We start from the raw sequence: 23,102 nt of genomic DNA, 5'->3' as shown, positions 1-23,102 counted from the left end.
AATTTAACTAGATAAATTTCACAAATACATGTATAATCTCCTTAGATTACAATAATTAGAATTAATCATGCACTACTACAAATTTGAGTAAAAGATTTGGAGGACATAAAATGAATCATACAATAATTGTTATTGAAGACGAATTTTCTATTAATGATGCATTAAGCTTTTCATTAAGAAAAGAAGGTTATGAAGTTATAAGTGCTTATTCATCAAGAGAGGCAAAAAAATCATTAAAAGAACACAGTATTGACTTAGCACTCCTTGATATAAATTTACCTGATGAAAACGGCTTTGAATTATGCAAGTATATCAATTCGGTTTACCAAATACCAATTCTTATGCTTACAGCAAGAAATGATATAGTTGATAAAGTTTTAGGGCTTGAGCTTGGCGCAGATGACTATATAACAAAACCCTTTCATATAAAAGAAGTTTTGACAAGAATAAAAGTAGCTCTTCGAAGAGTTCAAAAATACAGTAACTTTGAAAAAGAAAAAGAATTTTTACAGCTTAATGAGAATATTAAAATAAACCTAAAAAGTAGAAGAGTGTTAAAAAATGAAGACGACATTAAGCTTAAGCCAAAGGAGTATGATCTATTAGAGTTTTTGGTAAGAAATAAAGAGAGAGTTTTTTCAAGAAATGAGCTTTTAGACAAGGTTTGGGGATTTGATTATGAAGGTGAAATGAGAACAGTTGATACTCATATTAGAAGATTAAGATCAAAACTTGATTCAGAAAGTGGACAATCTATAATTGAAACTATCTTTGGTATAGGATACGTTTTAAGGAATATTAAAAAATGAAAAAAAGCATTAAATTTAAATTTACTTTAGGATTGTCCTTAATTTTTCTTATTTCAGGAATAGGTATAAATCTTCTAATGCGTAAGGTATTTGAAGTGAATCTTGAAAACACAATAAAAAGCTCAGTCAAAGACATTATGAATAATTCAAGAGAATATATACATTATAGATTTTTGTTAAATAATTTACCTTTTAATGATGAAAGTCTAGATTCCCTCTCTTTTGATATACTATCTTATTTTACATCTACCCACAACTGTGATAGTCAAGTAAGAGACAAGGATGGAAAAATTATTCAGAGTAATATTAGAATATTAGATAAAAAAGTAACAGAAAGGCTAACAAAATCAGCTTTAGAGGGTACTGTTATTATTACACTTCAATATGGTAATGATAAAGCTTATGCAACCTTTGCCTATCCTCTATATTTTGAAGAAAAACCAATAGGAGTACTTACCATTAAGAAAAACATAAGTGAATTATACTTTGCCAATAGAAAGTTAGTTAATTTAATTACATACTCTGAAATAGGCATTCTTATAATTATATTTATTTTATCCTTCATCTTAATATCAAAATTAATAACCCCAATCTCTATTTTAACTAAAGACGTAAAAAAAGTAAGTGAAGGTGATTATGCAAATACATTAACAATTAAAGGCAATGATGAAATTAGTATTTTATCAAAGGAATTTGTAGAAATGAAAATGAAAATTAAAGAGCAAATCGATACTATAACCAAAGAAAAGGAAAAGGTTATGAGGTTGGAGAAAATACGAACCCAATTTTTTAACAATGTAACGCATGAATTAAAAACTCCTTTAACTGGTATATCATGCTATGCACAAATACTTCTTGAAGAATTAAATTCAGAAGATGAGTTTAAAAATAGGGCTATCAATAGGATTCACATGGAAAGTGAGCGATTGCATAACCTTGTTTTAGACTTAATTGATGTCTCTAAAGGTATGTCCTTAACAGAAGATGAGGCTGAAGATATTAATATGCAAAAGCTATTAAATGAAATATGTGACGATATGGAAATTAAAGCCCGCAAACATTCCATAAAACTCTGTAAATCAATTGATAAAGGATATATCACAGGCACAACTAACAGAATAAGACAGGTTTTAATTAATATTATAGATAATGCAATTAAATATTCTCACATTAAAGAAGATATAAACATTACCACCTTAAATAAAGATGGTTTTTATACAATTAAAGTTTGTAATAAAGGCGATATAATTCCTAGAGAAATTTACGAAAATATATTTGAACCCTTTGTTAGAAGTAAAAATAGCTCTGAATTACACAGCAACGGATTAGGCTTATATATATGTAATGAAATAATAAAAAAACATAATGGAGAAATTAATATAAAGAATGGTGAGGTAATAGTAGTTACAATTAAATTTCCCTCTTTCGGTAACATTTTGGAAACAACTGAGATAATTATGGACAAAAGTTGATGTTATGATTTACAAAGAGATACCGGGTTTTATATGAAACTCTTCATCTTAGAAAATCCAAAATATTAGGGGGCAAAAATCATGTATATTTATTTTAAAAAAATATCTTCAATATTAATAATTTTTTCAATGATATCTTCGTCAGCTTGCAATTCCACCAGTAAAAACATTACTTTAAACAACACTGGTGTCAAGATTAAAAAAGACCTAAAACAGGATATAAAAACTAAGGATGACCTTCAAAAATTGCCAAATGAAAAGGATATTCTTTTAACTACAGACATTAAAATGAATCTTAAAGAGCAAGAAAATAATTCCTTTAAATTAGAAAAGATTAAAGAATTGGACATCTCAGATGAAAATTTTACTCCTATCTGCTGGAGTGATAAAGATAATATAATTGCAATTAAGCATATTGGGGGGCTTAAACATAGTTATGATGTATATAACATTAATATTTCAAATTCTGAAACTAAAAAAATTACTAGAATAGATTATGTTATTCCCAAGTCTACTATAACAGCAGCTACCACTAAAAAAATATTTTTCCTGCAAAACTTTAAGCTATGTGCATACAATTTAAAGGAAAATACTGCTGATGAAATATATGATTTAAGTGAAATCAAAAAAGACCTTGAAGAAGACTATACAAATTGCTATCTAGAAAAAGAATATTTAGCTCCAGAAAGTTATAGCTATACTATAACTGAAAAACAAAAGGAATCAGATAATGAATTTATAATCAAAGATGATCTAGAATTGATTTTTTTATTTGACATAATTCCAGTACAAGGAAGTGATAAATACATAAGCATTATATCTTCTCGATCAAAAAAGGGTCAAATTATTAGAATATTAGATGTAGATTCAAAAATAGTTATCTCCAGCAAAAGATTTAAAGATTTGAATTTATGCTTTCCTGCTCAGACAGGATTTAAGTATAACAAAACAAATAATACCTTCTATATTTGCGCAAATGGTTCCAAACAAAATACACAAACTATTTACAAATATACGTTAGCTGATCCTAATAATCTGAGAGAAATAGAAAATATTTCAGATATTAAAATTTCTTCTCCAATAATATGTCCTGATAATGAAAATTATTATTTCATTGGAGATAGTTCATATACCCAAAACAGTATTATGAGATATAATACAACCAATGATAAATTATCAGTTATTTTCAAAGATAAACCTGAGGGCTATTATTCTTCTTTAAAGTTTATTAATAACACCAATTTGATATGTTTTAATTATAAAGAAAACACTTTAGACAAGGAGAATGAAGAATTTTCTTTTATAGGTGTACTTCAAGAGGATACAATAAAAAATATTCAAAAACTTCCTTTTGATGATTTATCTACTGATGGAAAAAGAAATTATTCATTTATTTTAAATGAGAATGGAAGTAGTCTCATTCGTACAACACATGATTATTATAGAAAAAATTCTATGGACTACACATTTTCAAAGTTCTATATATATAAAATTGATAATATAAAAACTGTACTAAGAACTGACAATGCTATTATATTTACTGCAATACAATTCTTAGGTACTCCTTATTTTTGGGGTGGTAATACTCCCGAAACAGGATTTGATACTTCTGGACTCGTTCAATATGTTTATAAACAGAATGGAATTACCCTAGGTAGAACTACATATCAGCAAATAGACCAAGGAATACATGTATCAAAGGATAATCTAAAAACAGGAGATTTAATTTTCTTCGGTACTTCTAAGGACCCACATCATGTAGGAATTTATGTTGGAAACAATCACTTTATCCATGCTCCTAGAACTGGTGATGTAGTGAAAATTTCTTCATTATCTTCAAGAAAAGATTTCTTGACTGCAAGAAGAATATTAAAATAATGTTATTATTTAACACTTCAAAAGTATATGCTAATTCAGCAAAAAATAAACTTAGAGCTACACAGGGCAGATCTACCAATGAAGATATTAATAGATAAATCTTATTTAAAAAGAGAGGCTTTCCAGCCTCTGAGTTTGTTGACAAAGTTACAATATATTGTTTTGACTCTGTTTTCTGTCTTAAGAATTTCAGGCGTTGAAAAAGCCCAAGGTCAAGGAACAAGATGAGCGAGCAGCGCAGTGTACAAATAAGTACTCGAGCAGCACAACGAGTCTTAGTGACGATGAGATTGGGCTTTTTCAACAGCCTGAGAGGCTTCCAGCCTTTCTTAACTATCATTTTGATTATCTATAACTTCATCTTGAGATTTCTCTTTCTCTATTTCAGCATCTTGTGTTTCACTTTCATCTGATTTAACTTCCTCTGTTTCAAACTCATCTAATTCACTTACTTCAGAATCAATTTCTTTTTCTTCTGATTTAACTTGTTCAGATTTGGCTTTTTCAGATTTAGTATCTTCTGAATCTTCTTTTGATTTATTTCCTTCAGTTTTAGTCTCTTCGGTTTCAATTCCTTCGGTTTCTGTTTCCTCAGTCTCAGTTCCTTCGGTTTCAGTTCCCTCAGTTTTAGTTCCTTCGGTTTCAGTTCCTTCGGTTTCAGTTCCCTCAGTTTCAGTTCCCTCAGTTTCAGTTCCTTCAATTTTAGGTTTGGGCTCTACATAATATATTGAATTTTCATAATCAAACCAATAAAACTCATCAGGATTATATTCAATATTTTCAAAAACAAAATCATGAATTACCTTCTTAACATTTTCTTCATCCATGATAAATACAAAACCATTATCTTTATATTCATTTACTCCTCTACATAACTTATCAGGAGGAACTTGTAATTGATTAATAGAGTTAACATTATTTTTCAATATAGTGTACGCCATATCTAAAGCTGTATTAAATGGAATATTCGTTTTAACACTTTCAAATATTTTATCTGCAACAAATGGATATTTTATTATTGAAGTTTCTTTAAGCTCTAACAATAGTTTTGTTACAACTTCTCGTTGCCTTTCTACCCTGTCAAAGCTCCCTCTACCAATCTTTCTCATTCTTGAATAAGCCAATACTTGTTGCCCATTCATATGTTGCGTTCCTGTCATTTCAAGTAATGTAGGCTCTTCATCAAAGAAATTCTCTTTTTGATTTTCTAGACCTATTATACATCTATTTAATTCATTCTTTTCTTCTTCTGAAACCGTTAGTTCAAGTCCTCCAATTTCATCAACAATATCTTTAAAGCCATAAAAATTTACAATAGCATAATAATCTATGTTCATCTCAAAAGTTTTTTGTAATGACTGTCTTAATAAATCAATCCCTCCATATCTATATGAATGATTCAATTTCTGCATCTGATATCCTGGAATCTTAGCATAAGTATCTCTCAATATAGATGTAATCTTAACTTTTGAATTAATATTATCTATAGTAAGAATCATCATTGTATCAGATCTTGTTCGTTTTTCATCTTCTCGCTCATCAGTACCAACAAGAAGAATATTAGTAATTCCTTCAACTTCTTTATATTTTATAACTTCTTTTTTTTCTTGTACATTATCATCTGTCTTGCTATTGGTTGTACTATTTTTTTTCTCTTCAACGTCAGATATACTCTCTTCTTTATTTTTATCTTCTGACTTTGTAACATTATTGTTTATAAAACTCTTTTCATTATACCTGTTCATAACATGAAAATACGCTCCCAATATAATTACCATAACAACTATTAGTATACCAATACCACTTATCACTGCAACCTTTCCTTTTTTCATCTACCTATTTCCTTTCAAAAATGCTATGTACTTACCTGTCCATCTTTTATTATTTTAGCACTAATTTCTCATGTTAACAATTGTTTAAACTAATTGTAATATTTTTGTAATATGTGGTTTTTTTTTAAATTTGAGTAGGACAAGCTGCAGTTGCGATACTTTTAAAAAATAGTTACCTATATCTCTTTTTTAAAGAAATGTTGAAAAAACAGTTAATTTTAAAGGATAAATTGTTATATAATATTGATGATTAAATGCCAAATATATGTCAAAGGGATGCAACCCATTGACTATTAAAGTTCAATAAATTGCATCCCATATGTAAGACTACCTCATTTGTAGAAGATAAGGGACTTCTCTATTTATGTTAAAACGTACCTTTCACAAATATTTCTTTATCTTTCATTAATACTCTTCCTTTTGCTATTACACCATCTAGATTCAAATTATTATCTAGAATAAGAATATCTCCATCACACCCTTTTGTTATACTTCCCTTATGAGGATATATCCCCATTCCTTTAGCTACATTCTCCGTAACAAATTTAAATGCTCTTCCTATTTCCATATGTTCGTGTTGAATTAAGTGTTTTACAGTTTCTATCACAGCTTCCAACTTTCCTATACCTATTCCAATCATATTTCCAACCTCATCGAATTTAGGTATACTCCCATTACCATCTGAGCTTAATGTAATCCTATGTTCTACTGCGCCCAAATCTATTGCTTTTACAATATCTTTGGCTGAGCCCTTTGGATCCTCCTCATGCGCTGAGACATCAATTCTTCCTCCTAATTGGGTCAATCTTACCCCTTCATTAAGAACTAAATCATTCCTATTTATATGGGTTGGGCAGAATATATTAGCTGGAATATCTGTCTCCTCTATAATATGAAATACATCTTTTAAACATTTTTCTTCACTTCCCATATGTATATGAACAACCCCCTGCTTTCCAGATAGCATGCCTGCAACTCTTACATCTGAAGTGATTCTTAACAATTCTTCTTTAGTAGGATGTGACGATCTATGATCACTTAAAGCAATTTTCACCCCTCTTACTTTTGGAATAAATGCAATATCCTTCTTGAGATTGCCTGTAAGCGTTCGGGATGGTACTCCATATGAACCTGTCAAAATATATGTTGAAATCCCTTCATTATCTAAAGCATATGCTTTTGCTAATAGATCTTCAATAGATCTAGTTATACCATCAGTTCCTAAGAGTCCTACTACAGTTGTAACTCCCGCTCTCACTATATCCCTAATATTCACTTCAGGAGTTCTTGTGTGAAATCCCCCTTCACCTCCTCCACCAGTAATATGAACATGAGAGTCAATTATACCTGGCACCGCTATCTTATTAGTACCCTCAATAACTTCGCACTTAATCGTTTCACAAGCGAAATTTTCTTCGATTGATATTACTTTATCACCACATAGGACAATATCCTTAACCCCTATGTCTTCTGGAGCATATACTTGGATATTTTTTATTACTTTAATCATAAAATCACCTCATTAATCAAACATATAGTCCCAAAATCTCTACTCTACCTCTCCAACTTTATCGTAAATATTTTCGACTTCTCCTATTTCCCCTTCTACTTCTTTTCTTAGTCTTCCGAAGCTTACCTCTTGCTCACTCCCGTTGGCAGCTAAAAAACCTTTAGCAAGGTCCTCTACTGTGCTCTCTAATGTCATAAAGAAATGATCCATTGCAAAATCTTTCTTAGAACAATTATCATCTTCTCCAAATTCTCTAATTATAGACTTTTCAATCATCTGATCCATTTTCCAAAGCTTGATATGAAGCAATTCATGGACAACTAGTTCCTCAAGATTAGTAACCTTGGGATTGCTATTAATAAGCAATATAGCATTTGAGTTATCAACATCAATTTTAACGTCCCCTGATTTTCTCCACTCTGTATCCACCATTTTGATCTTGATATCCCAATCTCTTAATCTCAAGATATCTTGCCACTTATCTAAAAGCCTTTTTACCTCTTTGATATTTGTCATCTTCAATTCCCCCTTTATAGATCCACCTATAATATTCATATATTAACATATATTTACTACCCATTCAATAACTCACTTATTCAAATATAATTGTAGTCATCATACGTCTTTAAGATACTTAACTCTAGTAATTTTCAAAACTCCATATATTTCTGATTAATATTATTGTTTCTTTACAATAATAAACATATGAACTATTTTTCAAAAGGAAGTGATTTATATGATAGATAACTGCGCACTTGTCCTTGAAGGCGGAGGTCTTAGAGGAGTATTTTCAGCTGGTGTTCTTGATTTTTTCCTCGATAATCAACTTGATTTTCCATACATTACTGGTGTTTCAGCTGGTGCATGTAATGCATTCTCTTATATATCAAAACAAAGGAACCGTAACCTTAGAATCTTTACTGATTTTCTCCGTGATAAACGATATGCAAGTGTGAGAAATCTAATTAAAACTGGAAATGCCTTTAGTATGGATATTATGTTTCAAGATTTACAAGATAAATTATTGCCATTTGATTATGAAACTTTCAAAAAATCAAAACAAGAATTAGTGATAGGAGCAACTAACATGTTTAATGGGGAGACTGTATATTTTAATAAATCTGACTACTTAGATAATATAAAACACTTATTTAATGCTACTAGAGCTTCAAGTAGTCTTCCTTTTTTCTCACAAATAGTTAAACTTGAAGGTTATGATCTACTTGATGGAGGGCTGTCCGATCCTGTTCCTTATAAAAAAGCTTTAGAAATACATAAAAAAGCTGTTGTGGTATTGACTCGTGACTCTAACTTTAGACAGAAACCATATAGACGTAAACAAATGTTGAAGTATTACTATAAAGATTATCCAAATTTCATAAAACTTATGTTAGATAAATATTCTATTTATAACGATCATATGAATAAGTTAACCAAGCTTGAAGAAGAAGGAAAAATTCTAATAATACGCCCTAAAAACCCAGTAAAATTTAAAAGATTAGAAAGAAATCTTTCTAAGTTAAAATCTCTGTATTCTGAAGGTTACAATATACCTAAAGATAATTTTGAAAGAATCATTTCATTCTTATCTTGAATATTCAGAAATTTTAATGTAAAATATAAAGTAAGATTATTATGAAAGGAGTTTAACTATGAGTTCATTAGTAATATATGATTTATTTTTGGATATTTTACCATTGAGTCTAGCAGGAATAATTTTCATTTCTGTAAAGTCCTTAGGGAAAGTGCGTCCAAATTTAATATATATTAATGAATCCAAAAGTTAAGCGTCTTTGATAGTTATTTAGTATTTACATAATTTAATTTTCGATGCTTAGCTTGAGGTGTTGCCTTGAGCTTTATTTATTTGTCATATTTTTTGAATATGCCTTTAACCTGTATTTTTTGACAAATGGCTCAAGGGGACCCTTGAGCTATTTTTATTGAAATTTTTGATACCAATATACATTTAGGAGGAGAAAAATATGGTTGATATTACAATAAAAAATCTTGTTAAATTTTACGGGGGAAATAAGATTCTTGAAAACATCTCACTTGAAATATATCGTGGTGATAAGATAGGTATAATTGGAGATAATGGTTGCGGGAAAACTACCCTTTTTAAAATCATTACTGGAGCTGAAAACTATGAAGCTGGAACACTTCATATGAGAAGAAACATGTCTGTAGGCTATCTCCAACAGATTCCAGTATACCCTACAAACTATACAGTTGAAGATGTTTTGAAATCATCTTTTCAAGAAATATATGAAACTCTTGAGAAAATGAGTTCTTCAGAAAAAAACATGTCTGAAAGTACAGATAACATGGATAAACTCCTTAAAGAATATGCTGATTTGCAAGCCTTCATTGATTCATGTGATGGTTATAATACTGAAGAGAAAATAAATAAAATCTGTACTGGATTAAAAATCTCATCGGATATGAGGAATAGAGAATTCACTTGTTTAAGTGGTGGTGAAAAAACCATAGTACATTTAGGTAAACTGCTTCTTCAAGACACTGATCTATTATTATTAGATGAACCTACAAATCACATAGATATAGAAGCTGTTGAATGGTTAGAAAATTTCTTAGATGAGTATAAAGGTACAGTGTTAATTATATCTCATGACAGATATTTTTTAGATAAAGTGGTTAAGAAAACAATTGAAATTGAAGACATGGGCTGCAGCGAATTTGTAGGAAACTATAGTTATTATCAAGAAGAGAAAAAACGCAGGGTTGAACAGCAACTTGCGCACTATATTCAACAACAGAAAAAGATAAAATCAATGGAAGCCGCAATCGCTCGTTTTAGACTATGGGATAGTGAAAAATCTATTAAGAGAGCTGTTAATATGGAACGACGAATTGAGAGAATGGATAAGATTGAAAAACCTACTACCAATAAAAAGAAAGCTGACCTTGTCTTTACTTCATCAAACAGAAGTGGAAAAGAAGTACTAACAATTGAAAACCTCTCAAAGTCTATTGGTGAAAGGTCGCTCTATGATAATGTAAATCTTAAGATATTTATTAAAGATAGATATGTGTTACTTGGGAAAAACGGATCGGGGAAATCAACATTTCTAAAATCAATTATCAAAAAGTTTTATCCTGAAGCTATTGATTCTTTCTACAAAGAGGATAATGGTATTATTAAATTAGGCGCAAGTATCAAAATGGCATATTTACCTCAAGAAATAAAGTTTCCTAATGAGGATAAAACAGTAATTCAAGTATTTCAAGATGAATTCCCTATAGCTCAAGGAATTATAAGAGGGCTATTAGCTAGATACTTATTCTTCTCAGAAGATATCAACAAAAAAGTATCCGCTCTATCCGGTGGTGAAAGAAGTAGATTAAAAATGTGTTTGCTAATGCAAAACAAAGTAAACTTCCTCATCATGGATGAACCTACAAATCATCTTGATATATCCTCAAGAGAAATGTTAGAATCCTCTCTTGAAGAGTTTGATGGCACAATTTTATTTGTATCACATGATAGATTTTTTACAAATAAAATTTCAAATAAAGTTTTAGAACTAAAGGACTCTAAAATAACAAAATTTGATTGCCCTTATAATGAATATAAGAAAATTATTTCATTAAAAACTTCAATAGATAAACCAAAACCAAAGAATGATAATTCAATGTCTAATATTAAATATGAAGAAAATAAAATAATATCAAGAGAACAACGAAAAAAAGAAACCCGCTTATCATTCCTTGAAAATAAAATATGCGATCTAGAATTAAATATTTCTAATATAAATGAACAAATAAAACTCTCCTCATCAGATTATGATAAGGTAAATATATTGTTCAATAATAAAGAAAATCTAAGCGCTCAGCTTGATGAACTCTTAATAGAATGGACTGAACTTCAAGAAATTTAAGGCACACATAAAGTATGCTAGTTGAGTATAAAGATTTACAAATGGAAAATAACGGAACATTCGAACCATTTCATTGAAATTTTTGCTAATAACATACCTTTGGGAGGGAAAATATATGGTTGATATTACAATAAAAAATCTTGCTAAATTTTACGGGGGAAATAAAGTTCTTGAAAACATTTCACTCGAAATATATCGCGGTGATAAAATAGGTATAATTGGAGATAATGGTTGTGGAAAAACTACCCTTTTCAAAATTATCACTGGAACTGAGAACTATGAAGATGGAACACTTCATATGAGGAGAAACATGTCTGTAGGATATCTCCAACAGATTCCCGTATACCCCTCAAACTTTACAGTGGAAGATGTTTTGAGATCATCTTTTCAAAAAATATACGAGACCCTTGAGAAGATGAGTACTTTAGAAAAACAAATGTCTCAAGAAACCGATAACATGGATAGACTTCTTAAAGAATATTCTGATTTACAAGCCTTCATTGATTCATGTGATGGTTATAATACTGAAGAGAAAATCAATAAAATTTGCTCTGGATTGAAAATATCATCTGATATGAGGAACAGAGAATTTTCTTGTTTAAGTGGAGGTGAAAAAACAATAGTTCATTTAGGTAAATTGCTACTTCAAGATACAGATCTATTACTATTAGATGAACCTACAAACCACATAGATATTGAAGCTGTAGAATGGTTAGAGAATTTCTTGAATGAGTATAAAGGTACAGTGTTAATTATATCTCATGATAGATATTTCTTGGATAAAGTAGTTAAGAAAATAATTGAAATTGAAGACATGAACTGCAGCGAATTCATTGGAAATTACAGTTATTATCAAGAAGAGAAAAAACGGAGGGTTGAACAGCAACTTGCTCAATATATTCAACAACAAAAAAAGATTAAATCAATGGAAGCAGCTATCGCACGTTTTAAATTATGGGGACAAATTGCAGATGATATAAGATTTTTTAAGAAAGCTTTTAATATGGAAAAAAGAATTGATAAAATGGATAAGGTTGAAAAACCTAATACAAATAAAAAGAAAGCAGATCTTTCCTTTTCATCATCAAATAGAAGTGGTAAGGAAGTACTAACTGTCGAAAATCTATCAAAGTCTATAGGTAAATTGAAGCTTTATGATAATGTAAATTTAAAGATATTCATTAAAGATAGATATGTTTTAGTTGGAAAAAATGGTTCTGGAAAGTCAACATTTCTAAAATCAATTATCAGAAAGTTTCACCCTGAATCAATTGATTCTTTCTACAAAGAGGATAATGGTACTATTAAATTAGGTGCAAGTATCAAAATGGCATATTTACCTCAAGAAATAAAGTTTCCTAATGAGGATAAGACAGTACTTCAAGTTTTTCAGGATGAATTTCCTATAGCCGAAGGACTAATAAGAGGGATACTCGCTAGATACTTATTCTTCACAGAGGATATCAATAAAAAAGTCTTAACTCTATCTGGTGGTGAAAGAAGTAGATTAAAGATGTGTATACTAATGCAAAACAAAGTAAACTTCCTCATCATGGATGAACCTACAAATCATCTTGATATATCCTCAAGAGAAATGTTAGAATCATCTCTTGAAGAGTTTGATGGCACCATTTTATTTGTATCACATGACAGATTTTTTATAAATAAAATTTCTAATAAAGTTTTAGAATTAAAAGATTGTAAGATAACAAAATTTGATTATACTTATGATGAATATAAGAAAATTCTTTCATCAAAGGCTTCAATCAATAAACCAAAACCAAAGAATGATGATTCAATATCAAATATTAAATACCAAGAAAATAAAATAATATCTAGGGAACAACGAAAAAAAGAAAATCGCTTATCATTCCTTGAAAATAAGATAAGTGAACTTGAATTGAATATTTCTAATATTAATGAAGAAATTGAACTCTTCTCAACAGATTATGATAAGGTAAATAAGCTATACAAGAATAAAGAAAAACTAAGTTCAGAACTTGAAGAACTCTTAACAGAATGGACTGAACTTCAAGAATAAAATATGAGTAGTACATTTAATGTACTACTCATATTTTTATATACAATATAGATTTCTAACACTTCTATTGATAATCTGATTAAGAATTATTTTTTTAGCATTATCATATCTTTGAAAAATACATCTTGCTGATTGTTCATCATTGTATACTTTCCAATAACCACAAAGCAAACAATTCTTACCTTCATTTTTTATAAATTCTTTTGTATCTTCTAGTGGATATCCTAAGAATATACCAATCTCATGAGGACATGTGTTATGAAACTTACTCTTTAGATTTTCTAACATAGTATCTAGTGTGGAACAATTAGCATATCCAATATTATCAAGAAAATCTCTTATATCTTTTCTGTTAACATATTCATTGAGCATTTCTTTGTTATAAAAAATCACTACGCTGTTACCACAATGAGTCTTCAATTCTAAATGTTCAATTCCATAAATCTTGATTCTTTCTTTAATATCATCCCATAATGTTAAAAAATTCAATCTATTAGTTATTCGCACCAATGAAGCAGGTTTTACTCCTTCAATTACTGGGGCAATATTAAAGAAAAGATATGCCTCAAAAGCATCGTATCCTTCACGTTTATTTAAAAATTCTAAATACTTAGTTACTACTTCTTTATTCATAACGCACTCCTCATACTTAATTAATACTCTTTAGTTTAAAATTCATAATAGAGAAATATCCTTCATTTTCCATTATACATATCAATTATCCATTTCCTATTATAGTCTCTTACCAAACTCTCTACATTGAGCTAGTCCTTCATCATCTGGTGTTTCATTCAATATAAGACCATCTTCTAAAAGTATTGCTCCATTATCCTCTACACGTTCTTGCCATTCTCTCATCCATCTTCCATCGCCCCATCCATATGATCCAAATAAAGCAATTTTCTTACCACCAATTTTTCCATCAATTGATTCCATGTAAGGTTCCATTTCTCCTTCTTCAAGAACCTCATCTCCCATAGAAGAACAGCCTAACACTAAAACATCGCAATTATTAGCATCATCAATTGTAGCCTCTCCTACATGTATTACATTAACTTCATTTCCTGCTTCTTTTGTTCCATCAGCAATTGCATTTGCCATCATTTCTGTATTTCCTGTACCACTCCAATATATTACATTAATTTTACTCATAATTATCACCTCATTAATATTTTCTTTCAATTGATATTATATAACAATTGATAATTATTTTCAAGTAGTCATTTAGAACTTTCAACTATTTTCTAAATTATTAAAGAATAAGAGAAACAATGATATTACTTAAAAAGAGATATTTATTTGAACAAGCAATAAAAATATTTTATATTGGATTATAATCATATATAAACATAAAAAAGATTATTGTTGGTGGATTTCAACAATAATCTTTTCTTTAAAACACAAAATTTAATTTTAATTAAACAAGAAAGTTATGTAGTCAAAGGAACAATAAGATTAAAATTTCTCGGAGAGAAATGTCAATCGTTCTCCACTGTCAACTCTCAACTTTCAACTATGTTTTTATTCATTGGTCATTGCAGCTTCATCAATAGCAAAATTACTATCAATTTTTTCAAATGCTACAGTCATCATAAGCTTTATTCTATTTAATTGGTTTACTTCACTTGCACCTGGATCATAATCTATAGCTACAATATTAGAATCAGGATATTTATGCTTTAATGCCTTAATCATCCCTTTTCCTGTTACATGGTTAGGTAAGCATGCGAAAGGTTGCGTGCAAACTATGTTGTTAACCCCTGATTCTATCAATTCCACCATCTCAGCAGTTAAAAACCACCCTTCACCTGTCATATTACCTAATGATAATATCTCTTCAGCCCCTTTTGCTAATTGTTCAATTGAAACAATCTTATGGAACCTATCGCTCTTTTGAAGGTATTTATTTATTTTTGCCATGTAACTTTCAAGATATTTAATTACTATTGATCCACCAACTTCATTTACTCTACTCATACCAAGATATTTGCTCTTAAATTTAGTATTATATCCACAATACAAGAAGAATTCCAGAAGCCCTGGAACCACCGCTTCTCCACCTTCTGTCTCAATTACATCTACAAGGTTATTGTTTGCTAGGGGATGATATTTCACCAGTATTTCCCCAACTACTCCAACTCGTGGTTTTTTTATATTTTTAAGAGGAACTCTATCGAATTCTTCAATAATTTCCTTGCATAAACTTGAGAACTCCCTTACACTGCCATTTTTTAATACTTCCTTACATTTCTTATTTAACTTATTATGAAGTGCATTGCATTCCCCTTCATTCTTTTCATATGGTCTAGTTCTATAGAGCACCTTCATAAATAAATCCCCTAAACAAACTGCCATTATACCTTTTCTTATTACATTGATTTTAAACTTAAAACCAGGATTTGATTCTAATCCAATAGCATTTGCTGATATAACAGGTATTTGACCATAACCAGCATCTTTAAGGGCTTTCCTCAAGAAACCTATATAATTGGTTGCTCTACACCCTCCCCCTGTTTGAGATATAATAACAGCTGTTTTATTTGGATCAACTTCTCCATTCATAATCTCATTAACAATTTGTCCAACGGTTATTATAGATGGAAAACAAGCATCATTATTAACATATTTTAATCCTACATCCACGTCATCTTTTGAACTATTGTGGAGAACTCTTAAGTTATACCCCTCACTTCTAAATGCCTCTTCTACAATGTCAAAATGAATAGGGGACATCTGTGGACATATAATTGTATGAGTCTTTCTCATTTCCTTTGTGAATATCACTCTCTTATTTCCCTCATATGATCCTTTTTCTTTTCTTTCACCTTTTTCTTCAATAGCATATTTTAATGATCTTATTCTGATTTTAGCCGCTCCAAGATTGCTTATTTCATCAATTTTTATCATGGTATAAAGCTTTCCATACTCTCTTAATATCTCTTCTACCATATCAGTTGTTACTGCATCTAATCCGCATCCAAATGAATTCAGTTGAATAATATTAAGCCTTTCAGTTCTTCCTACCAAGTCCGCTGCTTCATATAATCTTGTATGATACATCCATTGATCCACAACCCTAATAGGTCTTTTTATATTACCAAGGTGAGATATGCTCTCTTCCGTTAGAACTGCAAATCCTAAAGAATTTATCAATTCTGGAATACCATGATTTATCTCTTCATCAAAATGATAAGGTCTTCCACACAATACTATTCCTTTAAACTTTCCACTCTCAATATCCTTTAAAACCGCTTCCCCTCTACTCCTATATCTTTCATAAAAATTACTATACTCAATTAGAGCTTTCTCATATGCTTTCTTAATTTTTGTATTATCAATTCTTAAAAAAGCTAAACAATCGCACATATTTTTTATAACAGAATCTTTATGATTTAGATTTATAAAAGGATTCAAAAATCTCATATCACCAAGGTTCATATTATTCTTTATTACCTCTGGATAAGATGTTACTATAGGGCAATTAAAGTTATTATTAGCCTCTGAAACCTCTTTATTTTCATATACAACTGAAGGATAAAAGATAAAATCCACCTTCTTGTCCATTAAATCCTGTATATGACCATGAGTGAGTTTTGCTGGATAACAAACAGATTCAGATGGAATTGATTCAAAGCCTTTCTCAAAAGTTTCTTTTGATGACTTATCAGATATAATAACTTTTATCCCTAATTCATCGAAGAAATAGTGCCAAAGAGGAAGATTTTCATATATATTTAATGCTCTTGGTATTCCCACTGAAGCAATATACTGCTCTTTTGTTTGTTTCAAATTATTTAACATATTTAGTTTTTCTCTCATAAGATTGGGCACTTCTTTTCCAATACCTTTATTTCCAGATCCTCTCTCGCATCTATTACCAATTATAAGTCTTTCACCATTATCAAATAAATTTATAGTGAGTGCACAATTATTCTCACAAAGACCACATCTAGCCTCTCTCTTATCTATTGAAATTTTCTTTATTTCTTCTAATGTTCTGATAGTGCTTAAACCTTCTCTTTCTTCTTCAAGTGCAATTATTGCAGCACCAAAGGCTCCCATTAGCCCACAAATCTCAGGTCTTTTTCCTACTCTTCCAGTAACCTTCTCAAAAGCTTTCAATACAGAGTCATTGTAGAAGGTTCCTCCTTGCAGAATAACCTTGTCCCCCATATCACTACTATCTTTAATCTTAATAACTTTGAATAGAGCATTTTTAATTACAGAATATGCCAATCCCGCCGAAATATCTTCAACTCGTGCTCCTTCTTTCTGCGCTTGCTTCACCCTTGAATTCATAAATACGGTACACCTTGAACCTAGGTCAACTGGTTTTTGTGATAACGCACCTATCTTTCCGAATTCTTCAACCGGTATATTTAATGATTCTGCAAATCCTTGAATAAAAGATCCACACCCTGATGAACATGCTTCGTTCAACATTATATCGTCAATAACACCATCTTTTATCCTCATACATTTCATGTCTTGTCCACCAATATCTAAAATGAATGTTACTCCTGGATAAAAATAATTTGCCCCTTTATAATGGGCCACTGTTTCTACCACACCTATATCTACTCCCAAAGCCTTCTTTATAAGTTCTTCTCCATATCCTGTAACAGTTGAATTCTTGATATGAGATTTTTCATTCATTTCACTATAAAGGTCATTTAAAAATTCTTTGACTTTTTCTAGTGGCTTTCCTTCATTACTTCCGTATCTCTCAAAAAGCAACTCATAGTTTTCTCCTATAGCCACTATCTTTGTAGTGGTTGAACCTGCATCTATTCCCAAATAAATATTTCCAAAGTATTCTTTAATTTTTTTTCTCTCAATTGGTAATATATTTTCCTTCTTATATTGTTCCATTTCAATTTTATCTCTAAAAAGCGGTTCTGATCTTTGGATTTCCTTTTCTTCAAATGTGCTTACTTTCTTAATTTTTTCTTCTAACACATCACATGATATTGAAACTGCTTCCTCTGCTTTAATGGCAGCTCCTAGTGCAACATAATACTCCCCATTCTCTGGGAAAATTGCGTTTTCATCACTTAATTTTAAAGTCTCCTTAAATCTTACCCCAAGCTCTGATAAAAAAGTTAAAGGCCCTCCTAGAAAAGCCACTCTTCCTTCAATCTTTCTACCACATGCCAACCCTGCAATTGTCTGATTAACTACACTCTGAAAAATAGATACAGCTATATCCTCTGTTGCAGCTCCTTCATTGATTAATGGCTGAATATCACTTTTTGCAAACACCCCACATCTTGCTGCTATAGGATACATCCTCTTATAATTCTTAGCCTTCTCATTTAACTCCTGAACAGTGCATTTCATTAAGGCTGCCATCTGGTCTATAAATGCCCCTGTTCCTCCAGCGCATGTCCCGTTCATCCTCTGTTCTACACCATTTTTAAGGAATGTTATTTTAGCATCTTCCCCACCTAATTCTATAACTGTCTCTATATCCTGTAAGTACGTATTTACTGCTTCAGTACTTGCAATAACTTCCTGAGTAAACATAATTTCAAGTTCATTTGCTAGTGATAATCCACCTGAACCACTTATAACAATCTTAAATAATGAATTTGGATTTTCTTCTACTAATCCATTCATTACTTTTTCAAAGGATTCTTTTATCTCAGAATAGTGCCTCATATATCTTTTGGATTTCAATTTACCGTTATTTAAAACAACTGACTTTATTGTGGTTGACCCAATATCTATACCAACACATACTGTTTTCATAATTACTTCCTCCATGCCTCAAGTTTATTTATTGTAGCCCCTCAAGAATTTCAATAATCCTTTGGCCTGCTTTTCCATCTCCATAAGGATTCTGGGCTTTACTCATCTTTTTGTATTTTTCTTCATCATCTAATAAAAGTTGCACGTTATCAACTATATTTTTTTTATCTGTTCCTACTAAGATCAATGTCCCCGCCAATACACCTTCTTGCCTTTCTGTAACATCTCTCATTACAAGGACAGGTTTATTAAGATGTGGCGCCTCTTCTTGAATCCCACCAGAATCTGTAAGTACTAAATAACTTCTTTTCATAAGATTATGGGAGTCCTTTACATTGATTGTATCTGTTAGAATTACATTTTCAATACCACTTAATTTTTTATGAACACACTCTCTAACAATAGGGTTCATATGAACAGGATAAATAACTTTAACACCCTCATTTTTTTGAACAACCTCAATTAGAGCATCACAAATACTCTCGATTCCCCCTCCCCAGTTTTCTCTTCTATGAGCCGTCACCATAATAATTCTATGCTTCTCATAATCTATTGTATTTAATATTTCATTTTCAAAAACATAATCTTCTTCAATACTCATATCAACAGCATCTACTCCAGTATTTCCTGTAACAAATATGTTCGCTTCATTTACCCCTTCCCTTAATAGGTTCTGTTTTGCGAATTCAGTTGGGGCAAAATGAAAATCTGCCATTACCCCAGTCAATCTTCTATTTATCTCCTCTGGATAAGGTAAATACTTGTTAAAACTCCTCAATCCAGCTTCAATATGACCTACCTTGATTTTTTTATAGAAGGCTGCAAGTGCGGAAGAAAATGTTGTAGTAGTGTCACCATGAACTAAGACCATATCTGGTTTTTCAAGCTCTAAAATTTCTTCAATTCTAATAAGTATGCTGCTAGTAATATGTGATAAACTTTGCTTATTCTTCATAATATCCAAATCATAATCAGGGGTTATATCATATATTTCTAATATTGTATCCAGCATCTCTCTATGCTGTGCTGTAACACAAATCTTATATTCAATTAATTCACTTTTTTCTAACGCTTTAATAACCGAAGCCATCTTAGTAGCTTCAGGCCTTGTTCCAAATATTAATAATACTTTCAAAACTTTCATTTCTTTCTCCTTAATAATTTGAATTATTTTATTTATCAACCAATTTATTACAAACCATTTGTTTATATTAATATTATAATTCATCACATAAATTAATAAAACAAAAAAACCTTTTTTTTATAAATATTTTACATTGCAAAATCCTATACACCATTTCCTCTATTGAGTAATAAAAATCTAAATTTTGGAATATTAATATTAAAAATGGATATAATTCAAATATAATAACTGAAGGAGGAGACCATGGATTACTTTTCAAAAGCAAATGTAATGTATAATTCTAAAGATTACGAGAAAGCAATAGCCTTCTATGAAAGAGCCTTAGATGAAGATAGTTCAAATTCTGCAAGTTGCTATTATAATTCTTCTGTATGTCACATAAAACTAAAGAAATATCCGGATGCTATTTACCTCCTCAAAAAAGCTATCCGTTTAAAAGATGAAAGCAAATATTATTTCAACCTTGCTTATTGTTATGCTCTATTAGGAAATAATAAAGATGCTCTTTATTTCTTTAATAAAGCCTGGTGTCTTAATGAAAATGATGAAGATTGTGAAAAGGCTATAAATCTAATACTAAAAAAAGAAATTGATAAAACAAAAAAAAGCTACTAACAATAGTTAAAAAGAGGGGAAGTATATTCCGCTCTTTTTAAATTGGTAGATAATCATCTACTATGTCCATAAACTTTATACAAAAGCTTTTATGTTATCCTCAATGAATTACGGGACTTGTGTCCGGCTAATTAGAACACGTTCTAGATTTAGTCTACACCTCTCCTCTTCAAAAGTCAACGACAAAACAGAACACGTTCTATTTTGTCGTTGACTTGTTAATTATTAAAATGTAAACTTATACTATGAAAAAACAAAAAAATCATAAAAATACAAAAATGGATATATTGAATACCGCAAGAGAACTTTTTGAAACACAAGGATATAACAAAACAACAATCAGACAAATTATTAAAAAGGCAGGTGTAACCACTGGAAGTCTGTACCATTTTTATTCAAATAAAGATGATATCCTATTGAATATTACTAACGATTATTTCGAGGCAGTTATCACTAAAGCAAATGAATTGGCTCATGAATATAACGAACCACTTTTAGGATTTTCTTTAGATGCATCCATAATTTTTCATCTTATGGACAGACATAAAACTCTAGAAGAATTACTCCTAACTTCATATAATTCACCTTTTGTTTCAGCGCAAATCATCAATCTTGCTAGCAATGCAACTAAGAAATGGTTTGGAGCATATAATCCATCATTTGCCCATTGTGAATACTATAATCGTTCAGTACTTATTAGAGGTATATTCCACGGCTTATTAAACGATCATTTATATGAAAGTGCTATTCCGTTAAAAGACAAAATTGACTTACTTATAACGACCGTTAATCAAATGTTCAATGTTCCAAATGAAAAGATTCAAAAGCTACTTCTTCAGACCGAAAAAATTATTAATGAGAATAAAATCACCATTTTAGATTATAAAATTTAAGCAAGTTCAAATAAATAACAATTCATTATACTCGTCTTTTTTGCATCATTGACTTGTTATTTATTTTTTGAATGTGCTTTAGTTCCATTCTCCAATAACTTTCCTATCAATATGATCTAAATTAAACGTTAAGTTATCGAAATAGTTTCCAGACAAACCAAATGTGGTATCTATCTTTATCCACTCATTTTTTTCTTCGATATATACTTCATTCCATGAATGTTCTACCCATACTTCTCCACTATAACCTTTCCCCGTAATAATCCTAACTTTTAGTCCTACTTCCTTGGCCATAGCAGTATATAAACAAGCGAAATCAAAACAAATTCCTTTCCTACTTTCAAAGGTAGGAATAGCCCCACTTTTATCATTAAAATTATCATTAATTATGTTATTAGCCTTATCTTCATCATAAATTAAGTTCTCTGTTATCCAGCTATATATAATAAACGCTTTTTCTTTATCTGTTTCACTGTCTTGACATAACATTGAAGTCAATTCATAGATTGCCTTATTACTTTTTATTCCTTCATCTAAGGTAACTCCATTGTAATAAATCGTTAAGTTTTCTGTAAAAGCGTCTTCAACTTGATTTATATCTATTTTTAGTGATTCACTTACTATATTAGGTATATGGTTAACCAATTCATTACTTGTTATTGGTATTATAATTTTTTCAGAAATAAGATCATTTACAGTTGAATTGAATATTATATTATCTAATTTTTCATTAGAATAACTTAAAGAATAAAAATGGATTATCATACAGAAAATTATTGGATAGAAAACAGCTTTAGGAATGCTAAGTAAAAAACCTAATACTCTTCTAATGAAAGTCCCTCTCTTTAATACCCACTTGTGAAAAACATCAAATACTGGGTATAGAAAAGCCATTAATAGAATATTCAGTATTTTAAATACAATAAAAGATATAATAATTGCGATTATTGGAGCTAATCCAAGATACAACAATATAGGATTTTGACCAAAAATAGTTTGAAATTCCCCTACTAGATTACTTAAGTAGTCTGAAAAAAAACTGTAAGTATCGTAAAGTATAAATTTTTTGCATAAATAAAAACCAGATAATAACCCAATACAAAAAGAAATTATTTTTACTATTCCAATAATCTCTCTTTTAAAATTATCTGGTGAGTATTTATAAAGAATCCCTTTCATTAAAGGGATAATACATAATAATATTATAACTATTGATAATAGATCTAAATTCAATATATCTAAATTCACACAGTTC

17 protein-coding genes are annotated in these 23,102 nt (G+C 30.0%); 9 read left to right on the top strand and 8 right to left on the bottom strand.

Translation table 11 applies throughout. The features are described from left to right. The first annotated feature begins 110 nt into the window (after positions 1-110). The 3 genes from KDK92_RS11500 to KDK92_RS11490 all read left to right on the top strand — a co-directional run bounded on the left by KDK92_RS11500 (position 111) and on the right by KDK92_RS11490 (position 4,159). Positions 111-809 (top strand): response regulator transcription factor, encoded by a 699-nt coding sequence (locus KDK92_RS11500; protein ID WP_250859400.1) that lies wholly within the window; start codon positions 111-113, stop codon positions 807-809. Further along, a complete protein-coding gene (locus KDK92_RS11495; protein WP_250859399.1) occupies positions 806-2,281 on the top strand; it encodes a HAMP domain-containing sensor histidine kinase in 1,476 nt (491 codons plus the stop codon). The genes KDK92_RS11500 and KDK92_RS11495 overlap by 4 nt, the downstream gene beginning before the upstream one ends. Positions 2,282-2,362: 81 nt before the next feature. Then, positions 2,363-4,159, top strand: coding sequence for a C40 family peptidase (locus tag KDK92_RS11490; RefSeq protein ID WP_250859398.1), 1,797 nt, complete (start codon positions 2,363-2,365; stop codon positions 4,157-4,159). A 329-nt stretch (positions 4,160-4,488) separates the two neighbouring features. Here KDK92_RS11490 and KDK92_RS11485 read toward each other — a convergent pair whose 3' ends face one another. From KDK92_RS11485 to KDK92_RS11475, 3 genes are all read right to left on the bottom strand, one after another. After that, positions 4,489-5,991, bottom strand: a complete 1,503-nt coding sequence (locus tag KDK92_RS11485) for an LCP family protein (protein WP_250859397.1) — start codon at positions 5,989-5,991, stop codon at positions 4,489-4,491. A 367-nt stretch (positions 5,992-6,358) separates the two neighbouring features. Beyond that, positions 6,359-7,501, bottom strand: coding sequence for a beta-aspartyl-peptidase (gene iadA / locus KDK92_RS11480; RefSeq protein WP_250859396.1), 1,143 nt, complete (start codon positions 7,499-7,501; stop codon positions 6,359-6,361). Between the two features lie 39 nt (positions 7,502-7,540). After that, positions 7,541-8,017 (bottom strand): hypothetical protein, encoded by a 477-nt coding sequence (locus tag KDK92_RS11475; RefSeq protein ID WP_250859395.1) that lies wholly within the window; start codon positions 8,015-8,017, stop codon positions 7,541-7,543. Between the two features lie 220 nt (positions 8,018-8,237). Between KDK92_RS11475 and KDK92_RS11470 the strand changes: the two genes are divergently transcribed. The 4 genes from KDK92_RS11470 (at position 8,238) to KDK92_RS11460 (ending at position 13,444) form a co-directional block, all read left to right on the top strand. After that, the gene (locus KDK92_RS11470; RefSeq protein ID WP_250859394.1) at positions 8,238-9,095 is read left to right on the top strand and encodes a patatin-like phospholipase family protein; all 858 of its coding nucleotides are present in this window, start codon (positions 8,238-8,240) and stop codon (positions 9,093-9,095) included. A 58-nt stretch (positions 9,096-9,153) separates the two neighbouring features. Beyond that, positions 9,154-9,288, top strand: coding sequence for a hypothetical protein (locus KDK92_RS24565; RefSeq protein ID WP_276575946.1), 135 nt, complete (start codon positions 9,154-9,156; stop codon positions 9,286-9,288). A 198-nt stretch (positions 9,289-9,486) separates the two neighbouring features. Then, positions 9,487-11,403: an ABC-F family ATP-binding cassette domain-containing protein gene (locus KDK92_RS11465; RefSeq protein ID WP_250859393.1), complete on the top strand. Its 1,917-nt coding sequence runs from the start codon at positions 9,487-9,489 to the stop codon at positions 11,401-11,403. 115 nt (positions 11,404-11,518) lie between these two features. After that, positions 11,519-13,444 (top strand): ABC-F family ATP-binding cassette domain-containing protein, encoded by a 1,926-nt coding sequence (locus KDK92_RS11460; protein WP_250859392.1) that lies wholly within the window; start codon positions 11,519-11,521, stop codon positions 13,442-13,444. A gap of 36 nt (positions 13,445-13,480) precedes the next feature. Here the strand turns inward: KDK92_RS11460 and KDK92_RS11455 are convergent, their stop codons facing one another. The 4 genes from KDK92_RS11455 to wecB form a co-directional block, all read right to left on the bottom strand. Further along, positions 13,481-14,077: a DUF3793 family protein gene (locus KDK92_RS11455; RefSeq protein WP_250859391.1), complete on the bottom strand. Its 597-nt coding sequence runs from the start codon at positions 14,075-14,077 to the stop codon at positions 13,481-13,483. A gap of 99 nt (positions 14,078-14,176) precedes the next feature. Next, positions 14,177-14,596, bottom strand: a complete 420-nt coding sequence (locus KDK92_RS11450; protein WP_250859390.1) for a flavodoxin — start codon at positions 14,594-14,596, stop codon at positions 14,177-14,179. 369 nt (positions 14,597-14,965) lie between these two features. Beyond that, positions 14,966-19,195, bottom strand: coding sequence for a 2-hydroxyacyl-CoA dehydratase (locus tag KDK92_RS11445; protein ID WP_250859389.1), 4,230 nt, complete (start codon positions 19,193-19,195; stop codon positions 14,966-14,968). A gap of 28 nt (positions 19,196-19,223) precedes the next feature. After that, complete coding sequence (gene wecB, locus KDK92_RS11440; protein ID WP_250859388.1) at positions 19,224-20,339, bottom strand: non-hydrolyzing UDP-N-acetylglucosamine 2-epimerase; 1,116 nt, start codon at positions 20,337-20,339, stop codon at positions 19,224-19,226. 243 nt (positions 20,340-20,582) lie between these two features. On the opposite strand from wecB, the gene KDK92_RS11435 reads away from it, so the two are divergent. Continuing rightward, entirely contained in the window at positions 20,583-20,954 is a 372-nt protein-coding gene (locus KDK92_RS11435) for a tetratricopeptide repeat protein (RefSeq protein ID WP_250859387.1), read from the top strand. Positions 20,955-21,199: 245 nt separating this feature from the next. Further along, positions 21,200-21,847, top strand: coding sequence for a TetR/AcrR family transcriptional regulator (locus KDK92_RS11430; protein ID WP_250859386.1), 648 nt, complete (start codon positions 21,200-21,202; stop codon positions 21,845-21,847). Positions 21,848-21,925: 78 nt separating this feature from the next. Here KDK92_RS11430 and KDK92_RS24810 read toward each other — a convergent pair whose 3' ends face one another. After that, entirely contained in the window at positions 21,926-23,095 is a 1,170-nt protein-coding gene (locus tag KDK92_RS24810; protein ID WP_250859385.1) for a transglutaminase-like domain-containing protein, read from the bottom strand. Positions 23,096-23,102: the final 7 nt, after the last annotated feature.

Source organism: Oceanirhabdus seepicola, assembly GCF_023684385.1.
Lineage (GTDB): Bacteria > Bacillota > Clostridia > Clostridiales > Clostridiaceae > Oceanirhabdus > Oceanirhabdus seepicola.
Note: the sequence above shows the minus strand (reverse complement) of the source record. Positions and strands in the feature narration are given on the sequence as shown.

Excerpts from the sequence above, each read along its gene's own strand:
- KDK92_RS11500 (WP_250859400.1), top strand. The coding sequence starts at position 111 with ATGAATCATACAATAATTGTTATTGAAGACGAATTTTCTATTAATGAT.
- KDK92_RS11495 (WP_250859399.1), top strand. The coding sequence starts at position 806 with ATGAAAAAAAGCATTAAATTTAAATTTACTTTAGGATTGTCCTTAATT.
- KDK92_RS11490 (WP_250859398.1), top strand. The coding sequence starts at position 2,363 with ATGTATATTTATTTTAAAAAAATATCTTCAATATTAATAATTTTTTCA.
- KDK92_RS11485 (WP_250859397.1), bottom strand. The coding sequence starts at position 5,991 with ATGAAAAAAGGAAAGGTTGCAGTGATAAGTGGTATTGGTATACTAATA.
- iadA (WP_250859396.1), bottom strand. The coding sequence starts at position 7,501 with ATGATTAAAGTAATAAAAAATATCCAAGTATATGCTCCAGAAGACATA.
- KDK92_RS11475 (WP_250859395.1), bottom strand. The coding sequence starts at position 8,017 with ATGACAAATATCAAAGAGGTAAAAAGGCTTTTAGATAAGTGGCAAGAT.
- KDK92_RS11470 (WP_250859394.1), top strand. The coding sequence starts at position 8,238 with ATGATAGATAACTGCGCACTTGTCCTTGAAGGCGGAGGTCTTAGAGGA.
- KDK92_RS24565 (WP_276575946.1), top strand. The coding sequence starts at position 9,154 with ATGAGTTCATTAGTAATATATGATTTATTTTTGGATATTTTACCATTG.
- KDK92_RS11465 (WP_250859393.1), top strand. The coding sequence starts at position 9,487 with ATGGTTGATATTACAATAAAAAATCTTGTTAAATTTTACGGGGGAAAT.
- KDK92_RS11460 (WP_250859392.1), top strand. The coding sequence starts at position 11,519 with ATGGTTGATATTACAATAAAAAATCTTGCTAAATTTTACGGGGGAAAT.
- KDK92_RS11455 (WP_250859391.1), bottom strand. The coding sequence starts at position 14,077 with ATGAATAAAGAAGTAGTAACTAAGTATTTAGAATTTTTAAATAAACGT.
- KDK92_RS11450 (WP_250859390.1), bottom strand. The coding sequence starts at position 14,596 with ATGAGTAAAATTAATGTAATATATTGGAGTGGTACAGGAAATACAGAA.
- KDK92_RS11445 (WP_250859389.1), bottom strand. The coding sequence starts at position 19,195 with ATGAAAACAGTATGTGTTGGTATAGATATTGGGTCAACCACAATAAAG.
- wecB (WP_250859388.1), bottom strand. The coding sequence starts at position 20,339 with ATGAAAGTTTTGAAAGTATTATTAATATTTGGAACAAGGCCTGAAGCT.
- KDK92_RS11435 (WP_250859387.1), top strand. The coding sequence starts at position 20,583 with ATGGATTACTTTTCAAAAGCAAATGTAATGTATAATTCTAAAGATTAC.
- KDK92_RS11430 (WP_250859386.1), top strand. The coding sequence starts at position 21,200 with ATGAAAAAACAAAAAAATCATAAAAATACAAAAATGGATATATTGAAT.